The organism is Achromobacter sp. T5-5 (genome assembly GCF_055397965.1).
In genome coordinates, this window is sequence record NZ_AP027919.1 from 5341403 (window position 1) to 5360843 (window position 19441).

The following is a 19441-nucleotide window of genomic DNA, read 5'->3' on the forward strand; positions in this document are numbered from 1 at the left end:
TCGTCAGTTGTTTGCTTTCACCAGGTTGGAACCGTTGGCGCCCATCGGCACCGAGCGGATGTCGGGCATGCGGTCCGGGTCGGGCCAGTATTCGACCTTGATGACCGCTTCCTGGAAGATATCGTCATCGACCAGCACTTCCGTGCGCAGGATCGCGCAGCCATTGCTCACGTGGAATTGCACCGACTCGTCCCAGGGCTTGGCCGTGAATTCAATGGACTGGCTCCGGTCCTTGCGTACCCAGCGCCAGGCATCCGCCCACCCGGGGCGAGACTGCATATTGTCCACGTATTGGTCCACGCGGTCGGCCCACGTTTCCTCGCGCGGACGGCCCTGCACGAATTGTGCATTGGACGGCCCGCGCGGCTGCAATTCGGGATCCCGCGAACGCACAGAGCCCTTGCTCGCGACGACGGCGCTGACGCCCTGCCCGACCAGCTTGAGGTTATACGCGTAGTCGCTATGCTCGGAATAGCCCGGCATCACCACTTCCAGCACCAGGCGGTCCCGGCCGAAAACCTCGCCCTGCCATAGCCCGTTCCAGTCCAGCGTCACGCGCACGCCGAACACGGCCCGGTTGAACGCCTCCAGTTCCTCCACGCGCGTTTCGTAGAGGGTGCGTTCCTTCACGTCCGCGTACGCCGCGGAGCGCATGCAGCAGCAGGTGAACCAGATCTCCAGCTCGCTTTCCTTGGCGCTGTCGCCCCAGAACTTGAAGTACAGCCCGGCCGCCAGCAGGCACAGGCCCAGCGCAATCCAGCCCCACACCGGGATACCCAGCAGCACGGTGCCGCCGCTGGTGAGGCCAACCATGGCGCTGCCAAAGCCCCCCGCGCCCGCCACCACGCCGGCCGCGCTGAAGGCCCCGCCCAGCGAAACCAGCGCCGTGGCGACGCCGGTCAGCCCGGACAGCAGCAGGAACACGGACGAGGTCGCATAGGCACTGCCCGCCTCGTAGTTCTTCACGTCGTACTGGTCGATCGCGCTCAGTGCGTTGTTGGCCCCGTCGACGAACGTGGCCGCCGCCGCGAACACGGCGCCCGCCGTCCTCACGGCCGTCAACCGCATGTTCAGCTTCAGATTCATGGTGAAGGCCGTGTTGGCGCCCACCCGCGCGCCGATCGCGCCCGCCGTCACTTCGATCGCCACGCTGCCCACACCCAGCACACCCGACGTGATGCCGAACCAGGCCTTGCGCGCGGCCTTGGCGTCATGGATGACCTGCGCCTTGCGCAGATCCGACACCGATGAATAAAGCGCCACCAGCGTCATCACGCCCGTCGCGCCCGCATTGGCGCCGTCCTTGGTTTTCGCCCATTTGACCAGGCCCGCCAGCGGCGACATGGTGGGCGCGGGCAGGGCCAGCACCGGCGGGGGCGCCGGCAGCGACAGTTGCGGCGTTGCGCCGGCCCCGGGCTGCGGCCGCGCCGTGGCGGCGGCGTTCAATTGCGCGTCGACTTCCTCGGGAATGATGTAGTTGAGCGTGACCGGCGTGGAACGCTCGGCCTGGGTGCCCATCCAGCCAGACTGCATATGCGAGTTCGCATAGATGCCGTTCCCGCCGCCCACCGTCACCGAGGTCCGGTCCGGTTCCCAGACGATCTGGTGCATGTCCGCAATCATCCGGGGCACGGTGGTGGTGTGCGTGCGCACCGCCATCACGATGTTCATGCGCGCCGACATCGTCAACGTGACGCGCGCGGCGACGCGCTCGGCAATGGGATCGCCAGCCAGGGTCAGCCGCAGCAATTGCGTCGCCATGAAGCGGCCGATCGCCGCGGTGGCCACCCGCATCGGCGGCAACTGCCCCTTGGCCGCCCGCTCCTTGAGCCAATCGTTGTAGCTCTTGATCATCCGGCGCACGCTGGATATCTGCTTGGAGATGACCTTGCCCTTGGCCTCGCGGTCCAGAAAGCCCAGCAGCTCGCCGTCGTTCGCCGCCAGCGCGCGCCAGATCGCCGCATAGGTGCTGGAGCCGTCCTCGTCCTTCAGCGAGTCGTCGATGGCTTTGTGTTCGCTTTCGATCGCGCCCGCGCCATCTACGCACAGCGCCATGTCCTCCTCCAACCGCTCGCCGGCGGCGGCGTCCTGGGACGAATAGGCCTTGAGCGCCAGCCAGAACGTGTCGCGGCCATACCACCACGCCCAGTCCTTGCCGGCCCCCTCGATCTTTTCGCGCATCCGGCCGATGGCGGCCTTGTTGTCGCTGAGCGTCTTGGCGACCTTGCCCGTGTCGATGCGTTCGCGCAGGCGCGTGATCTCATCGCCCGTGGACCCCATCTGCTTCTGCAGGCCATCGATGATTTGCGCCACGCCCACTTCGCGCATGCGCGTCGGGTCCAGATGGTGTTCGGCCAGTTCGCCCATGCACTTGTTGCGCCACGTCGCCACGTCCGCCAGGATGCCCACGGGATCGCGCAGCGCCAGCACGATGCCGCCCTTGGGCGTCATCTGCCGCATCTTGGCCGCCATGGCCGCGGCCTGCCCGCCGAATACGCTCACGGCCGGCGCCAGCGTATTGCCGAACAGGGTGGCGGCGCCCGCCGCATCGCGGAACTCAATGGCGTGCTTGGCCAGGTTGGCGCCGTCCTCCGCCACGCGATAGCCGGTCTCGGGCTTGGGATGGCCGCCTCCCCACACCGCCTTGGCGTCCAGTTCCACCATGATCTTCTTGCGCCAGCGGTCGTCGCGGGCCAGGTCGCGGCGGATGTCCCGCGTCCACCATACCCGTGAATAACCCACCCACACCGTGCGCGACGCGTTGGCGGGCGCCTCCACGTTGATCAGCGACGATTCCAGGCCATGGCCTTCCCGCGTGCAGGTGAACGTGGGCTGTTCGGCCGGGCGGTTGTCGTCGTCGACCGGGACTTCCTTCATCTGGCCGGTCGCCGTCGCCGCGAACGCGCGCCACCCGTAGCTGCGGCGCGGATCCCAGATGTACACATAGCCCGCCGTGATCGCGCGCAGCATGTACGCGCCCTGGCGCAGGGTCTCGTAATACAGCTCCGGGTCCACGTACACCCCGTCGGGCAGGTCGTTCTTGCCGCCCGGCACGTAGGCGATCCGCATCGGCAGGATGGGCAGCCCCGGCCGGCCGCAGAACTTGCCCTTGCAGGGCAGCGCGTCGTAGTCAGTCGTCATGCTTGCAGATCCTCCCGAGCCTGCGCCTCGTGCGCAAACCCCTGCCATTCCTCGTCGTCCATGTCCTCGGCGGCGCGATACAGGCGGCCGCCTTCCTCGCGCACTTCACGCAGCAGCGCCAGGAACGAGGGCGCGCGTTCCAGCGGCGCCGCCAGGCGCACCCGCCAGGCGGCGAACAGCGCCGCGTCATCGTCATCCTCGATGCCGCAGGCCGCGGCGGCGTCCAGCGCGCGCCGCACGGGTTCCAGCGCCGACGCCCCATGGCGCAGGCCGTCCGCGTTCAGCCGTTGCAGCACCGCATTGACGCGGCCCAGCCGCGCCAGCCGGGGCCAGTCCGGCGTGACGGTCTGCATCGGGCCGCCCGCGTCCGGCAGGGCCTGCCACTGCCCGAACCCGTCCACGCTCATCCACGTCACGCCCGCGATCCAGGAGGACGGCACCGTGCCCGCGTACAGCTCGCTCTGGAATTGCGTGGTGCGCGGGTCCCAGAACCGCAGGATGCGCACGCGCCCCCGCGCATCGCGCAGGCGCGCACGCTGGACCAGGCGCTGTGCCACTTCCCCCAGCGGCAGGTCGGTGGCCAGCCACGCCGACATCGACCTCGCCCGCCGGGCGGCCGGCGCCGGGCGCACGGCTTCATCCACCGCCAGCCGCAGACTGGCGTTGACCAGGCGCTCGTGCCGCACTTCGTCCGGCACTTCGGCCAGATACAGGGGCGGCGCGGTCGCGCCTTGTGAGAGCAGATCGACCTCGCGGCGCGCCAGGCCGGCCGAGGCGATCTGCCTTGCCAGCGGATCGCCCAGCGTCGAATCGCACAACAGCAGCACGCGCCGGTCGGCGCGACCGTCCAGGACCGCACGCAGGCCCGCGATGGCGCGCTCGACGCGGGCTTCGGCGCCGTCCGTCCAGTATTCGGGGTGGCGAGGCGTCGCGTCCATCGTCATGCCGCCAACGCGCCGCTGCCGGCCGCGTCCTCCAGCGCCGCGGCGCAGCCTTCCAGATCGCCTTGCGGCGGCTGCGCGGGGCCGGCGCCGCTTTGCGGCCCCACCCAGTTATGCACGCCCGCCTTCAGTTCCACCTTGCCGGGCGCGTGCAGCTGGATGCCGCCGCCCTCGATCCGCAGGTACGCGCCCGCGGCCGTCGCCAACACCTTCTTCGACGCTTGCACGTCCACCGCGCCCTGCGCCGACGCCAGCGTCACCGCCTTCTCCGCCGCCAGCCGCATGCGCGCCTTCTGGCTTTGCAGCCGCAGTTGTCCACCCGCCGCATGCAGGCGGATACCTTGTTCTTCAACCGCCCGGCCGCTGCCGCCCAGGCCCTTGGTGAACAGCACGACGCCTTGCGCCACGCACATCGACAGGTTCGCGCCCGCCGCCCAGTTCACGTCCGGGGCGATCTGGCACAGCGTGGCGCCGGCGACCGTGTATGCGTTGTGCGGCGTGTACTGGCCTATTCCGCTGGGCGCGCTGACCTGGATGTGCGGCGTGGTGTAGGCCGGGACACGGACCTCTGCCTCGGCCTTGGTGCCCTCGATGATCTCACGCACCGCATCCAGCTCCTTCAGCGCGCGCGTCTTGTCTGCGTCGCCGGGCAGATTGGCTTCCTGGCGGCCGGCGCTGGCGGACAGTTCGCCCGCCTGCGCGATGGACTTTTCCATCTGCTTGATGGCCTCTTCGCTGTCCAGCAGGCCGCCGACCGCGTCCTCGCGCTTGTCCGCGCTGATCAGCAGGCCTTCCCCCGCGCGCAGCGCCAGCGCTTCGCTGGTGGCCAGCTCGGCGCCATGGCCCAGGTCCGACAGGCGCTCGTTGTCGCGCTGCTGCTTCAGATGCCCCAGATTCAGCCGCGCCTCGGCCTGCGTGGTCGACGCCGTCAGCCGCGATTGGCCCGGCGTGTCATCCTGCACGAGCTGGTTGTAGCCGCCCATGCCTTGTCCACTCGTGGCAAGCGCCTGGGTCTTGAACCCCGACATCACCACGTTGTGCGCGTGCCCCGCGTCGCTGCCCGCGAACCAGGCAGGCGCGTTGCCGGTCGCCTTGGCCGCCCCGCCCTGGACCTGGTTGTTGGCCGCGTTCTCGGCGCCGGCGCCGTTGTACAGCGCGCCCACGACGACCGGCCGGTCGATGTCGCCATGCAGGAACTGCACCAGCACCTCCTGCCCCAGCCGAGGCACGAAATGGCCTCCCCAATCCGATCCGGCCACGGGCTCGGCCACGCGCACCCAGGCGCCCAGGGCCTCGCTGGCCGGCGCGTTGTCGTCGCCGGCCGGATGATCCTGGCGGTTGCTGGACGCGCTGCCGCGCTGCCAGTGAAACTGGATCTTGATGCGGTGATCGCGGTCGGTGTGGACCGGATCGCCGGTCCCCACCACCAGCGCGGTCTGCGCGCCATGGACCGTGGGCCGGGGATGCAGGCGCGCGCCGTGGCCGTCCCGCGTGCGGGGACGGTATTCCAGCGTGGCGGCAATGGCCTCGAAGCGGTTGCGGTAGAAGTCCGCCTCGCCGGCCGCCGGTGCGTCGGCCGCCGGTCCGCCGGCCGCCGGTTCGCCCGCCGCGCCCAGGGCTTGCGCCACGGCCTGCCCCAGGCTTTCGTCGAAGTTGTTGCGCGCCTCGTGGCGCATGCCGATCACCACGAAATCCGCGCCCGCCCCTTGCGACGGCCCCCAGTGGCCCGTCAGCGTGAAGCGCTGCCCCGGCGCCAGCGTGCGGGCGGTGCCTTCGCCTTCGTACAGCGATTGGCGCACGCGTTGCGCCGCCAGCGCGTTGTGCGCCAGGCGCTCGCCTTGCGCGCCGTCCTCGAACAGGTACTGTCCGGGGTAGTCCGAATCGGCCAGTTCCATCGCATTGGCGAATTTGTCTTCGACCTGGGCGCTGACCTTGCGGGCCTGCATGGCACGGTAGTCCCAGGTGGCCAGGCGCACCGCATTGGTTTTCCACGCGCGGCCCTGCCGCCAGCCCTGGATGGAATCCTGCTTCTCGGTGGCATCGGCGCGTTGAAACGGGATGCTGCCCTGCGGGCCGGGCTCGAATGCGCCATTGTGGTCCGCGATGACGATCGTGGCCGTGCCGGGCGCGTCCTCGCCGCCTTCATGCTCGACCCAGTAGAACAGCCCCTCTTCGGCCAGCAGGCGCTCGACGAACGCGAAGTCGGTTTCCCGGTACTGGATCGTCAGGCTGCGCTTGGCGTAGGCATCGCGATCCCTGACTTCCCAGCGCCACAGGGGCGCCAGCGCGCCCTGGCCCTGGTAGTCGCCAAACACGCTGTCGACGATGTCGATCACCGACAGGTCCTGGAATACGTAGCTGTCGCGCCGCTGGCGCAGCAGCGCCAGCCACGGTTCGATGCGCAGGCGGTAGCGCGCGAAGCCGCCGTTGGCGCCCTCGAACCGCGCCTCGGTCACCAGGCCGCACCAGACGCGGTGCTCGTCCGGCCCCAGGGCGGTCCGCAGCTTCACCTGCGCGGCCTGGCCGATCAGCGACTTCAGCGGAATGTGGGCATCGTCCGACAGCGCATCCACGTGCAGCACGAAGCCGCCGTCGCTCAGCTGCTCCGTGCCTTGCAACCGCTCGGCCAGCAGCTTGTCCTGCCCGAGCGGCGTCGTCAGGTCCAACAGGCGATCGGCCTGCGTAAAGCCTGCGCCCAGCAGACTGGCGGCGGCGAGTTCTAGGGCCATGACTGCATCTCTCCTGGTCAGCTCATCCGGAACCGGAATTCGCCGTTCTTGCCCGCGCTCACACGGATCCTGGCGATGGGCTCACCCTGCGCCATGCGACTCAGGACGTGCTCGGCAATCTCCGGCAGCAGCGTTCCGTTCAGGATGTGGTCCACGTTGCGCGCGCCGGTATCCACTTCGGTGCAGCGGGCCAGCACGGCGTCCACCAGCCCCTCGTCCCATTCGAACACCGCGCGGTGCGTGGCCTGGACGCGGCGGGCGATGCGTCCGAGCTTCAGGCCGATGATGTGCGCCAGCGCGTCGTCGTCCACCGGGTAATACGGAATGGTCTTCATGCGCCCCAGGAATGCGGGCTTGAACGCCTTGTACAGCTGCGGCGCCAGCAGCGCCGACAATTGCTCGGGCGATGGGCGCTCGCTGGCCGGCTTGTTCAGGCAGGCCTGCATGATGGCGCTGGACCCCACGTTGGACGTCAGGATGATCAGCGTGTTGCGGAAATCGATCTCGCGTCCTTCCGCGTCGTCCATCACCCCCTTGTCGAACACCTGGAAGAACAGCTCCAGCACGTCGGGGTGCGCCTTTTCGATTTCATCCAGCAGCACCACGCTGTAGGGCTGGCGGCGCACCGCCTCGGTCAGCACCCCGCCCTCGCCATAGCCGACGTAGCCGGGCGGCGATCCCTTCAGGCCGGAAATGCTGTGGGCCTCCTGGTATTCGCTCATGTTGATGGTGACCAGCTTGCGCTCGCCGCCGTACAGGATGTCCGCCAGCGCCAGCGCCGTCTCGGTCTTGCCGACGCCCGACGGGCCCACGAACAGGAACACGCCCTTGGGCTTGTCCGGATCTTCCAGACCGGCGCGGGCCGTGCGCACGCGCTGCGCGATGGCATGCAGCGCGTGGTCCTGACCGATCACACGCTCGGCCAGCATGGGCTGCAGTTGCAGCACGGTGCGGATCTCGTCGTTCACCATGCGGCCCAGCGGAATGCCGGTCCACGCCGCAATGATTTCGGCCACGACCTGGGCGTCCACGCAGGCGGGCACCAGGGGCTGCTCCCCTTGCAGGGCGCGCAACTCATCCATCAGGCCGGCCAGGCGCTGCTGCCGCGGCGTGAGGGCGAGGGGCGCGGAGGCCGCCTTGCGCCGGCTCGCGGGCGCCTGCGGCGCGGGCGAATCCTGGCCCTGCGTCTCCGGGCTCGCTGCTTCCAGTTCGGCCCGCAGGGCGTGGATGCTTTCGACCAGTCCGGTCTCGGCCGCGTGCCGGGCCTGCGCCTCGGCCAGCGTGGCCTCCACCGCCGCGATCTCCGCGTCCAGCTCGGCCAGCCGCGCCTGCGGCGCCCCGGTGGCCGCCTCGCGCCGCAGCGCCTCCTGCTCGGTGCGCAGCCGCGTCAGGCGATGGCGCGCATCGTCGATCAGCGCCGGCGTGGCGCTGCGGCCCAGCGCCACGCGCGCGCAGGCCGTGTCCAGCACGCTGACGGCCTTGTCCGGAAGCTGACGGCCGGTGATATAGCGATGCGACAGCCGCGCCGCGGCCACGATGGCCTCGTCCAGGATGCGCACGCCGAAATGGCGCTCCATCAGCGGCGCCATGCCGCGCAGCATCGACGCCGCCAGCGCCTCGTCCGGCTCCTCGACCTTGACGACCTGGAAGCGGCGCGCCAGCGCGGCATCCTTCTCGAAGTACTTCTTGTATTCGCTCCAGGTGGTGGCGGCGATGGTGCGCAGCTCGCCACGCGCGAGGGCGGGCTTGAGCAGATTGGCGGCATCGTTCTGGCCCGCCTGCCCGCCCGCGCCGATCATCGTGTGCGCCTCGTCGATGAACAGGATGATCGGCGAGGCGCTCTTCTTGACCTCGTCGATCACATTCTTCAGGCGGTTCTCGAACTCGCCCTTGACGCTGGCGCCCGCCTGCAGCAGGCCCATGTCCAGCACCCGCAGCGTCACGCCGGCCAGGGCCGGCGGCACGTCCTCCGCCACGATCCGCAGCGCCAGCCCCTCGACCACCGCGGTCTTGCCCACGCCCGCCTCGCCGGTCAGGATGGGGTTGTTCTGCCGCCGCCGCGTCAGGATGTCGATCATCTGGCGGATCTCGGCGTCCCGGCCGATCACCGGGTCGATCTTGCCGTCACGCGCGCGCGCGGTGAGGTTGGTGGTGTACTGGTCCAGGGCGGGCGTCTGCGACAACGCCGGCGCGGGCTGGCCGGTCTGGCCTTCCTGCGCCGCGCCCTCGGCAAAGTCCACGGCCTGGCCCGCCTCTTCCGAGCCCTGCGTCAGGGCGGCGAAATCGTGCTTGAGCTCGTCCAGCCGGAACGACTCGAACAGGGACGATCCCCGCTGCGCCAGTTGCGCCAGGTCGGGCTCCGTCAGCAGCGCCAGCAGCAGGTGCCCGGAGCGGATGCGGGTCGTCTGCGTATCCAGCGACGCGATCAGCCAGGCGTGCTCGAACAGCTTGGGCAGATGCGCCGAAAACACGGGCGTGCGCGTATTGCCGTTCCTGAAGCGGCCGATCTCGGCCTTCAGGTCGGCTTCCAGCGCATCGGTCTGGATGTGGCAACGCCGCGCAATGATGCTCACATCGCTGGCCGGCCTTTCCAGGAGCGCCAGGAACAGATGCTCCAGATCCACTTCGTAATGGCCTTGGGCCATGCACAGGCTGGCCGCGCGCTCGGCGGCCTGGCGGCAGGTCTGGTTCAACTTCCCGATCAAGGTCTTCAGCGGAGTGCCCATGAATCTCTGTGGTGTGATGAGGTCAGTGAATGGTGTGCAGTTCGTAGCTGGCGTCGTCGCGGTCCTCGCGCGCCGGCTCGGTGCATAAGAAGGAATTCCAGCCCAGGCGGACCTCGCCGCCTTCGCCAAGCCGGCACGGCGTGACGCTCTCGCGCGCCAGCACCAGCCGCACCTCGTACTCGAAGGTCATGCCGCCGAACATCGTCAACAGCTTCTCCAGCGCCCGCGCGCGCTCGCCGCCCGGCAGGAAGTCGGTATAGGCCTGGCGCGCCAAGGGGCCGATCCACAGCCGGATGCGCAGGTCGCGCTGCCAGATGCGATCGCCCGCCAGCGCGGACACGCCCAGCACGGCGCCCGGCTGTCCGAGCCGCGTGCGGTTCTGCGGCGGCACGTCATACCAGCGGCCCACGAACTGCTCCACCCGCAGCGGCACGCCGAAGTAGTCCTGCAGCACGCGCTGCAGGAATGGCGCCGACACGGGCCGCTGGCGCGCGGCCGCGGCGTAGTGGGCAACGGACTCATCGAATACCCTGCCCGCGCCGTTGTGCAGCCGGTCGCGCAGCGCCGGGTGGCCGATGCCGCCCAAGGCCAGCAACAGAGGCAGGAAATGATGGTCCTGGTCGGTTTCATGCCGCAACGGCATGCGGTACTTCTTCCAGGCGGCGTAGAACAGCGCGGCCGCCCGGTTCGAGAAAATGTCGAAGAAGGCGCGCGCGCCCCGGTCGCGCCGCAGGCTCTCCCGGTTCGCCAGCATTTCCGAATAGTGCAGCGGCAGCGCGCCCTGCCCGCCCAGCAGCCCGAAGAACGCCGGCGTCACGTCCACGCGGCCCAGCCGGCCTTCGGCCACGGCGGCCTGGCGCGCCGCTTCGTCGGCCAGCACCTCGCCATGCTTGTCATACGCCACCGCGTCGACGATTTCGCTGGGCGGAAAGCCCAGCCCGGGCGCATTGGGAAAGCGCAGATGCACGGGCACGGTGTGGCGCGTCGCGCCGCGCTCCTGCCGCGCAAAGCACTGCTCCAGCAGGCGCACCGCCTGGAAAAACTTGAAGCGCTGCGGCTCTGCCAGCAGCGCGTCCATCACGCTAGGATGGCGTCGCCGTTGCATGGGGGGCATCGTAGTAATTCCTCCGCGCCGCGGCGCGACAACACGACCAATTGCACGAAACTGTTGGCGTGCACGTACAGGCCGAAGAAGCGGTTGATGACGGCCACGAACGCATGCAGGCTCGTGCCCACGAAGTGGTCTTCGTTGACGGTCAGCCGGATCTCGATGCCGCGCACGAACGTCGCGAAAGGCTCGCCGGGCATCCAGTGCGTGGCCGGCTTGTAGTCCAGGCCGACCAGGCCTTCTATCTGTCGCGCCGCCACCGCCGACCCCGACAGGTCGTACAGGCGCAGCGTTTCCTTCAAGGCCGGCAGGCCGCTCTGCACCAGGGAAAGATGGTTCAGGGCCAGATGGGAAATCAGCCGCCAGTGCGCCGCGCGCCCCTGCTGGAATCGGTGCGAATGCGTCGGCCGGCGCAGCATCCGGATGGCGCGCGCCACCGTCCCCCCTTCCAGGAACAGGTCGCCGCCCGATTGCCCCACCGCGATGTGCGACGGCAGGTCGCGATTGGTGCAGGTCAGGTCCAGGCTCAGGGTTTCGGTCTGCGGCACCGACGGATCGAAATCGATATCCACGATCGATATCTCGGTTTCGTATCCCGGGCTGCGCTGGGCCATCGCGGCATCGCGCCGCATCGTCCAGTAATGGCCGGCGGACTCCGGCGACTCGCCGTGATGCAGCGAGTAGAACGGCCGGAAATCCACCACCGCGTCGCCCTGCGCGTTCTGCCGCACCTGGCGCACGCGGTCGATGGAATAGACCTCGTAGCCATAGGCGCGCCGCGCATCGGCCACCACCGGATAGGACGCCGCCGCATGCGTCACACGGATGGGGTCGGCGCGCTGGGGGAACAGATTCACCACCGGCGTGCAGCCCAGCCGCAGGTTGTCCGCCGACGTCGACTCCAGCAGCCGCGCCGTGTTGGAATCGGCGCGCACCCCGCTTACCGGCAGATGCAGCGTGAATTGCCGCACGGTGCCCAGATAGGGGCGCAGGGCCGCCAGGTCGATGTCGACGAAATTGAATTTTTCGGAAAAGACGAAGTACTCGGCCAGCAGGCGATACGCCGGATGCGAGCTGGCCGGAAAGTCGATCAGCGCATCTTCCTCGGCCAGTCCGACCTGCGCCAGCGGAATCGCGGGCAAACGGTCCCAGCGCCCCGGCTGCCACTCCACATACGCCGCGGCCGCGCGCAGGAACAAGGCGTCGCGCAGCGCCGCCACGAACGACGGTTCGCCGTGCAGGTAGACGCGCAGCCGGTCGATGCCCAACATGCCGAAGTGCTGGTTCTCGCCCTGGCACCCCAGCGTGACCGAGAAGCGGGCGGTGACGCCGGCGGGCAGCTTGGCCGTGGCCGGCGCCGTGGCGCTGGACACGAACCCCGCGCGCTGCACCTCCACGGGCGCCAGCGCGACCTCATACGCCGTGCGGAAACGGCACGCCACGCCGCGCACCGGATGGGATTTCAGCTCGGTGCCGCGGCCGATGCGCACGGGCGCGGTCAACTGCGCGCCCGCGCCGCCCAGGTCGAACTGCGCCACGCTGCAAGAGGGAAACGGCCGCAGGTAATGCGGGTACATCACCTCGAACAGCGCTTCGGTGAATTCGGGGTAGTCGTCGTCCAGCTTCTTGTTGATGCGGGCGCTCAGCAACGCGAACGACTCGATCATGCGTTCGACGTGCGGATCTTCGCAGGTCTCGCCCGACAGCCCCAGCCGCGCGGCGATCTTCGGATAGCGCTCGGCAAAGTCGCGCGACGACGTGCGCAGAAAGCCAAGTTCGCGCTCGTAATAGGGCAGCAGTTCTTCCATTGATGTCTTCCTGTCCGGCGCGCCGGGGCACCTGCACCGCGGTTCGATGCGTCAGACCGTGGCCGGGCTCTTGGCCCAGCCCTTGGTCACGGAGTACTGCAGGGTCGATGGCTGCAACGTCGCGTCAAAGGTCACGGGCTCGTGGGCGGGCCCCACGTCCAGCATGGCCGTGATCGCGAAATACAGCACCGACGTCGCGCGGCCGTCGACCTGCAGCATGACCCGCACGTGCGTCAGCCGCGGCTCGTGCCGCGCGATCGCCTGTTCGAGCGACCGGCAGATGAACTCGCGGTCGTAGTGGCTCGCCAGGCTCAGCCCGGAGAAGTCCGACAGCCCGTACGTCAGCAGCGAACGCTGGCAGTTCGGGTAGCGCCGCAGATCTTCCTCGGTGAACACCATGCGGGTGTTCAACAGGGCCTCGATGTCGCGCGCCACCGTCTCTTTCATTTCCTCGATCGACAAGCGCCGCAACGCATAGGGCGACTGGCCCTCTGCTTCGAACAGCTTGTCGAAGAGACTCGGTTCGAATCCTTTCATCGGGGCCTCGAAAACAAACACAGCGACGTGGCAGGGCCACGGCCGCGTCGGGCCGCGGTCTTCCTGCCAGCGGGCGCGATCAGACCGAGTAGGTCTTGTCGTTCTTGGTCAGGCTCCAGGCGCCCTGGGCATTGCCGCCCTGGTTGCCGCCCACCTTCTGCTGCGTGTACTTCCACTGCACGGCGGCGTACTTCAGCGAGAAGGTCTCGTGCGGCAGGCCTTCGGCCACCACTTCCGGCGCCACGCGCGCGATGATCACGTACTTCAGCTTGATTTCCAGGTACTTGACGCGGTTGCCCTCGCCGTCGGCACGCAGGAAATCGATGGTGACTTCATCGAACGTGGTGCCGCCCGAGGCGTGCTGATACAGCAGCGGGCTGACGACGTCCAGGTCCTTGGTGAAGATCATTTCCCCATGTTCGGTGCGCTCGGCGGTGTGGCCGCCCGAGGTCGAGGCGGTGGCCGAACGCGGCTGGATGATCTCGTGGCGCCACGAGCTGACTTCGATCCAGTCCGGGTGGTCCTTGTCTTGCGACTCGCCCTTGAGCGCCGGATTGCCGAACTTGACGTAGATGTCCTTCATTGTGGATAACCTCTTTCAATGGATGAGTTGTCAGTGCAATGACGCTCAGGATTTCTGGGCCTGGGCCGGCAGTTCGGCGACCAGGCGCAAGGAAATCGAAAGTTCGTCAAGCTGGAAATGCGGCCGCAGGAACGCCACGGCGCGGAACACGCCAGGACGACCGGGCACCTCGGCCACTTGCACCGAAGCTTCGCGCAGCGGGAACTGCGCCTTCTGTTCCTGCGTCGCGTTGTCGTCCAGCAGCACATACTGCGACACCCAGCGATTCAGGAAACTCTCTACGGACTGCGCCGACGCGAAGCTGCCGATCTTGTCGCGCATCATCGCCTTCAGGTAGTGCGCCACGCGCGACACCGAGAAGATGTATTGCAGCTGCGCCGACAACACCGCGTTGGCGTTCGCGCTGTCCGTGTTGTACTTCTTGGCCTTCTGCACGGACTGGGCGCCAAAGAAAGCCGCGTAGTCCGAGTTCTTGCAATGCACCAGCGGGATCAGGCCCTGGTCGCTCAGTTCCTTTTCACGGCGGTCGGTGATGGCGATTTCGGTCGGGCACTTGAGCGCGATTTCGCCGTCGTCCGTCTTGAACGTGTGCGTGGGCAGGTTCTCGACCAGCCCGCCGCCTTCCACGCCGCGGATCGCCGCGCACCAGCCGAAGTCGGCGAATGCCGCCGTCAGGCGCGCGCCGAAGGCCCACGCGGCGTTGCACCAGAGGTACTTGGAATGGTCGGTGCCATCCACGTCCTCGACGAAATTGAAGCCTTCGACCGTCGTGCCCTCCACCGGGTCGTACGGCAGACGGCCCAGAAAGCGCGGCATCGTCAGGCCGACATAGCGCGAATCCTCCGAGTCGCGGAAGCTGCGCCACTTAGTGTATTCGACCGTGTCGAAGACCTTGGCCAGATCGCGCGGCCGTCCCAGGTCGGCAAAGCTGTCCAGGCCCAGCAGCTCGGGCGACGCCGAGGCGATGAACGGCGCGTGCGACGCGGCGGCCACGTGCGACATCTGTTCGATGAAGTACATGTCCTCCGGCTGGCGCGTGATCTCGAAGTTGCCCAGCAGCGCGCCGAACGGGGCGCCGCCGAACGTGCCGAATTCCTCTTCGTACACCTTCTTGAACATCAGGCTCTGGTCGAAGTCGATCGCCGTCTGGAAATCGCGCACCAGGTCGCGCTTGGTGGTGTTCAGCACCTTGATCTTCAACATCGGGCTGGTGTCGGTTTCCTGGCACAGGTAGTGCAGGCCGCGCCAGGTGCTTTCCAGCTTCTGGAACTCGGGCGCGTGCATCACTTCGCTGAGCTGGGCCGAGATCAGGCGGTCCAGCTCGGCGACGCGCGCGTCCAGCATGGCCGACAGGTTGTCGGACACCACGACGGTGCCTTTCATGACTTCGCGCACCAGCTCGCCAATGATGTCCTTGGCGCGGTCGTGCTCGGCGGTGGATTTGGCGACACGGCTCTGCTCGACGATCTGGTCCAGCAGCCCGCTCTGCGTTTGCGTGGCGTCGGCGGTGGCGGCGGCGTTTTGCGCGGCGGCGGAATTACTCATTGCGGCCTCCCTTGTCGGTCTCGCTGGTCAGCTGTTGCAGCTTTTCGGTGCTGGTCAGCACTTCGCCCAGCAGGTCTTCGAGCTTGTCGTTGCCGGCAAGCTTGTTGCGCAGATCGGCCAGCTTGGTGCGGATGTCCAGCAGCTCGCGCAGCGGATCCACCTGCTGCACCACGGCTTCGGGACGAAAGTCCTCGATGGAACGGAATTTGAGATCGACGCCGAACGTGCCGCCCTCATCGGTCAGGCGGTTCTTCACCCGATACGCCGCGCGCGGCTCCAGCCCGCGCATCACGTCGTCGAAGTTGTCGACATCGATGTTGACGAACTTGCGGTCCTTCAGGCGGGGCAGCTCTGCTTCAGACTGCGCCGAAAAGTCGCCCACCACGCCGACCACGAAGGGAAGCTCCTTCTGTTCGATGGCGTCGCCCTTCTCCACGTCATACGTGAGCTGAACGCGCGGCGGACGGACTTTCTGCAGTCGTTTCTGAACGCTTTCTTTCTTGGCCATGGCAGGCTCCGTGCAAAGGATCTTGTCTGTCGGTCAGGGGCGCCGCCGTGGGCCGCGCGCTCCCGGAGGTATCACTTGGTCAGCAGGTCGCCGAACGGATTCGGCGCGCGGTTGGGCGGCTGAGCGGGCGGGTTGGCGGATTGCTGCGGGAAAGACGGGGCTGCGGACGGGGCCGGCGTACCGGAAGCGGCCGGCGTGGCAGAAGCGGCCGACGACGCGGACGGGGCCGGGGTGGCGGCAACCGGCTCGACCTTGCGCGGTTGGCGCGGACGCGGCGGTCGCTTGCCTTCGGGGAACAGCACGTCCTGGCCCAGGGTTTCGCGCATCGACGCAGCCAGCGCCACGGCATCCGCACGGGCGTTGCCGGCCAGCAGCGCGTCGGCGCGCAGGTCGGCCAGCGACTGCATGGCCACGCGCAGGCCCCCGACGGCGCGCACCGTCTTGGCCACGAAGTCATCCGGATCGCGGCTCAGGGTTTCATCGGCGGCGACGATCGCCTGGCCGTATTTCTGCTGGTCGAAGCGGATCTTCGCGATGTAGGACCACGGCTCGCCCTTGGACGGATTGCGCTGGGCGATCTCCTCGAACTGCGCGACAGCCTGGTCGGCACTCTTTTGCTCCAGCGTCTTTTGCGCGGCGGCCAGGGACTTTTCGTATTCGGCTTCCGACTGCGGCTTGACGGACGCGCAACCGGCCATCAATGCGACGACACCTGCGATAACAACGAGGCGGGAAAAGGGCATTTTTTAAGCACCTAGCGGGGTTGTAACTAGGGGCCGTATTTCAACAACCTTTTGTTAGTGCAAGGCTACAGCGAGTGTCTTCATGTTACTTAGCGCCAATTTGCACGCATCATGCCGCGATCTGTATTGCTTCACACACTTCCGGTATAAAGAGCCATGTCCAAACATATCCATTTATCACGTTTGTTCACGGCCATGGCATGCGCGCTTGCAAGCACCGCCATCACTGGATGTGCGGCCGTTTCGGCCATTGGCGCGGTCGCCGGTTTGACGGGGAATGCGATCGAGATGGCGGGCCTGAAAAAGCCCGAAAACGCGCCTGTGGAAGTGAAATTGGCGATTCACGCCGGAGAAAATTTGAATGCCGGCGCTGGCCAGCCGATGGCGGTAGTTACAAAAATATACTACCTGAAGAATCCTGAGCAATTCCAGCGTGCGCCGCTCACGCAATTGATAGACACTGCCGGGGAGAAAGCGGCGCTGGGGGAATCGATGCTGGGTTCGCGCGAGCTCACGCTCACGCCGGGACAGCGATACGAAACCATCGAAAAAGTCCCCAAGCAAGCTGACTACATCGCTGTCGCCGGGCTGTTCTACGCCCCCGCGCCCATGCGGTGGAAGTACGTATTCAAGGTTGAAAGCGTGGAAGACGACGGCATCGTATTGGGCGCGCACGCTTGCGCGTTGACGGTGGCCACGGGCAGCCCCACGCTGCCGGCGGGCATGCCCGCCTACGATCCGTCGCGCCTGTCCGGCGTGCAGTGTCCGGGTTGACGCGCATCGCGGCCGCGCGCCGTTCGTCCAACCCTTTCATCTATATAGCCATATAGAACCAGGAAAGAAGCAAGAGGGAGCGCTTATTTTGAGTTACTCAGCCAAAGTCCTTTGGGGCGAAGGTTTGTTCCTGCGGCCGCAGCATTTCCAGCGGCAGGATGCCTATCACGAAGACCGGCTGGCCGAGATGGCCCGAGCGCTGCATCCCTATGCGTGGGGTCTGCGTTCGGCGCGCTTCGATGCCGCCGCGCTCGCCAACGGCATGTTGCGCGCCACCGAAATGAGCGCGGTGTTTCCCGATGGCGAGCTCTACAGCGCGCCGCATGGCGATGAGCTGCCCCCGCCCGTTGCCCTGACGGCGCTGGACGGCGTGAGCGAAGCCGTGTTCTATCTGGCGATCCATCCGCTGAAGGCGATCGGCGGCAACTACCGCGACGCACAGACCACGGGCAGCTTCGACACGCGCTACACGCATGACAATGCGCCCGCGCCTGATCTCTACACGGGCGCCGCCTCCGCCGAGCTGGCGTTCCTGCGCAAGGACGTGCGCCTGATTTCCGAATTGGAACCGCGCGACGAGTTGCTGGCGATCCCCGTCGCGCGCGTGCGGCGCACCGCCAGCGCGGGCTACGAACTGGACACCACCTTCATCGCCCCCAGCCTGTCGCTCACCGCGTCGGGCGCGCTGCACGAACAACTGCGCCGGCTGCTCGACGCCCTGCAGGCCAAGGTCAACGCGCTCTATGGCTTTCATCGCGAGCCCAGCAAGAACATCATCGAGTTCCGCTCGGGCGACGTCGCCTCGTTCTGGCTGCTGCACACGGCCAACGAAGCCTACGCCACGCTGTCGCACCTGTTCCATCACCCGCAACTGCATCCCGAACGCCTCTTCCAGGAGCTGGCGCGGCTGGCAGGCGCGCTGATGACCTTCTCCAAGGTGCATACGCTGGCCGATCTGCCCGTGTATCGCCACGATGCCCCCGGCCCGGCGTTCGCCCGCATGGACGAGATCCTGCGCGACCTGCTCGAAACCGTGATCTCGACCCGCTACTTCTCCATCATGCTCGAAGAGCTGCGTCCCTCGTTCCACATGGGACGGCTCGACTCGGACAAGCTGGACGAGACCACGTCGCTGTATCTGGCCGTGCAGGCCGCGATGCCCGCCGCCGATCTGTCGGAGAGCGTGCCCATGCGCTTCAAGGTGGGCGCGCCCGAAGACGTGGACAAGCTGGTGCTGTCCGCCATGCCCGGCGTGCCGCTCGCCTACACGCCGCAGGTGCCGCCCGCCGTGCCCGTCAAGCCGGGCGCCGTCTATTTCGCCCTGCAGACGCGGGGCTCGCTATACGACCGCATGCTGCAGGCGCGCAGCATCGCCATCTATGCGCCCGCAGGCATTCCCGAACTCAAGCTGGATTTGATCGCAGTGACCCGCTGACAGGACCGACACCGCCATGACCGCTGACGCCCCTTCCCTGATGCCTGGCGCGACGTTGCCGCCGCGCGCGGCAGAATTTCACGCAAGCCGCCCCGCCAAGTCATTGCTGGACCTGATGTACGACGGCTTCCTAATGCTGTTCCTGCTCAAGCGCGGACAGGAGCCCGCCGACGCGGCCGCCTTCTCCGCGCGCGTGCAGCAGTTCCTGGCGGACTACGAACGCGCCGCCAAGAAAATGGACATCGCCGCCGAGGACGTCTACGCCACCAAGTACGCGTTCTGCGCGGCCGTGGACGAGACCGTCCTGAACTCCCGCTTCGCGATCCGCGACGCCTGGATGCTTCAGCCGTTGCAGCTCACGCTGTTCGGCGAACAGCTGGCGGGCGAGAACTTCTTCGCCCGGCTGGAGGACCTGCGCGCGCAGGGCGCGCCGCGCCTGCAGTCGCTGGAAATCTATTACATGTGCCTGCTGCTGGGCTTCCAGGGCAAGTACCTGATCGAAGGCCAGGAAAAGCTGGGATACCTGACGGCCCGGCTGGGAGACGAGATCGCGCTGCTGCGCGGCAAGCGCACCGGCTTTGCGCCGCACTGGCCGCTGCCCGACAAGGTGGCGCACACGCTCAAGCGCGATGTGCCGCTGTGGTCGATCATGGCGCTCTTCGCATTGCTGGGCCTGCTTGCGTTCCTGGGCATGGGCCACTTCCTGAACACCGAAATGCAGACCGCGATGGCGCCCTATCACGACATCGTCAAGCTGGGCCCGCGCGCGGCGCATTTGACGATTTCGCTGCCCTAGCGGCGGCAAGCGGGCCCGCGCGGTCCGCGCGGATCGCGCCATAACCGCGATCCGCGCAAAGACCACA

The 19441-nt window shown here is 67.6% G+C and carries 14 protein-coding genes; 3 read left to right on the top strand and 11 right to left on the bottom strand.

The window, feature by feature from the left end; translation table 11 throughout:
* Positions 1–3: 3 nt before the first annotated feature.
* The 11 genes from ACZ50Q_RS24250 to ACZ50Q_RS24300 form a co-directional block, all read right to left on the bottom strand.
* Complete coding sequence (locus ACZ50Q_RS24250) at positions 4–3141, bottom strand: T6SS effector BTH_I2691 family protein (protein WP_464079778.1); 3138 nt, start codon at positions 3139–3141, stop codon at positions 4–6.
* On the bottom strand, positions 3138–4085 hold the full coding sequence (locus ACZ50Q_RS24255) for a hypothetical protein (RefSeq protein WP_464079779.1): 948 nt from the start codon (positions 4083–4085) through the stop codon (positions 3138–3140). Before ACZ50Q_RS24255 ends, ACZ50Q_RS24250 begins: the two co-directional genes overlap by 4 nt.
* On the bottom strand, positions 4082–6811 hold the full coding sequence (locus ACZ50Q_RS24260) for a type VI secretion system Vgr family protein (RefSeq protein WP_464079780.1): 2730 nt from the start codon (positions 6809–6811) through the stop codon (positions 4082–4084). Before ACZ50Q_RS24260 ends, ACZ50Q_RS24255 begins: the two co-directional genes overlap by 4 nt.
* A 17-nt stretch (positions 6812–6828) precedes the next feature.
* A complete protein-coding gene (gene tssH, locus ACZ50Q_RS24265) occupies positions 6829–9537 on the bottom strand; it encodes a type VI secretion system ATPase TssH (RefSeq protein ID WP_464079781.1) in 2709 nt (902 codons plus the stop codon).
* Positions 9538–9559: 22 nt separating this feature from the next.
* The gene (gene tssG / locus ACZ50Q_RS24270) at positions 9560–10651 is read right to left on the bottom strand and encodes a type VI secretion system baseplate subunit TssG (RefSeq protein WP_076521940.1); all 1092 of its coding nucleotides are present in this window, start codon (positions 10649–10651) and stop codon (positions 9560–9562) included.
* Positions 10615–12453: a type VI secretion system baseplate subunit TssF gene (tssF, locus tag ACZ50Q_RS24275; protein ID WP_076518923.1), complete on the bottom strand. Its 1839-nt coding sequence runs from the start codon at positions 12451–12453 to the stop codon at positions 10615–10617. Before tssF ends, tssG begins: the two co-directional genes overlap by 37 nt.
* Before the next feature lie 51 nt (positions 12454–12504).
* The gene (gene tssE, locus ACZ50Q_RS24280) at positions 12505–12990 is read right to left on the bottom strand and encodes a type VI secretion system baseplate subunit TssE (RefSeq protein ID WP_062685260.1); all 486 of its coding nucleotides are present in this window, start codon (positions 12988–12990) and stop codon (positions 12505–12507) included.
* A gap of 79 nt (positions 12991–13069) precedes the next feature.
* Positions 13070–13573, bottom strand: coding sequence for an Hcp family type VI secretion system effector (locus ACZ50Q_RS24285; RefSeq protein ID WP_076518921.1), 504 nt, complete (start codon positions 13571–13573; stop codon positions 13070–13072).
* Positions 13574–13618: 45 nt separating this feature from the next.
* A complete protein-coding gene (tssC, locus tag ACZ50Q_RS24290) occupies positions 13619–15118 on the bottom strand; it encodes a type VI secretion system contractile sheath large subunit (RefSeq protein ID WP_076518920.1) in 1500 nt (499 codons plus the stop codon).
* Positions 15111–15626 (bottom strand): type VI secretion system contractile sheath small subunit, encoded by a 516-nt coding sequence (gene tssB / locus ACZ50Q_RS24295; protein WP_076518919.1) that lies wholly within the window; start codon positions 15624–15626, stop codon positions 15111–15113. Before tssB ends, tssC begins: the two co-directional genes overlap by 8 nt.
* Before the next feature lie 71 nt (positions 15627–15697).
* Positions 15698–16369, bottom strand: coding sequence for a hypothetical protein (locus ACZ50Q_RS24300; protein WP_464079782.1), 672 nt, complete (start codon positions 16367–16369; stop codon positions 15698–15700).
* Between the two features lie 156 nt (positions 16370–16525).
* Between ACZ50Q_RS24300 and tssJ the strand changes: the two genes are divergently transcribed.
* The 3 genes from tssJ to ACZ50Q_RS24315 all read left to right on the top strand — a co-directional run bounded on the left by tssJ (position 16526) and on the right by ACZ50Q_RS24315 (position 19374).
* A complete protein-coding gene (gene tssJ, locus ACZ50Q_RS24305) occupies positions 16526–17143 on the top strand; it encodes a type VI secretion system lipoprotein TssJ (RefSeq protein WP_464079783.1) in 618 nt (205 codons plus the stop codon).
* Positions 17144–17231: 88 nt separating this feature from the next.
* Positions 17232–18578 carry a type VI secretion system baseplate subunit TssK gene (tssK, locus tag ACZ50Q_RS24310; RefSeq protein WP_464079784.1) on the top strand — a complete coding sequence of 449 codons (1347 nt, stop codon included), beginning with the start codon at positions 17232–17234 and terminating at the stop codon, positions 18576–18578.
* Between the two features lie 16 nt (positions 18579–18594).
* Complete coding sequence (locus tag ACZ50Q_RS24315) at positions 18595–19374, top strand: DotU family type IV/VI secretion system protein (RefSeq protein ID WP_464079785.1); 780 nt, start codon at positions 18595–18597, stop codon at positions 19372–19374.
* The last annotated feature ends 67 nt before the right edge of the window (positions 19375–19441 follow it).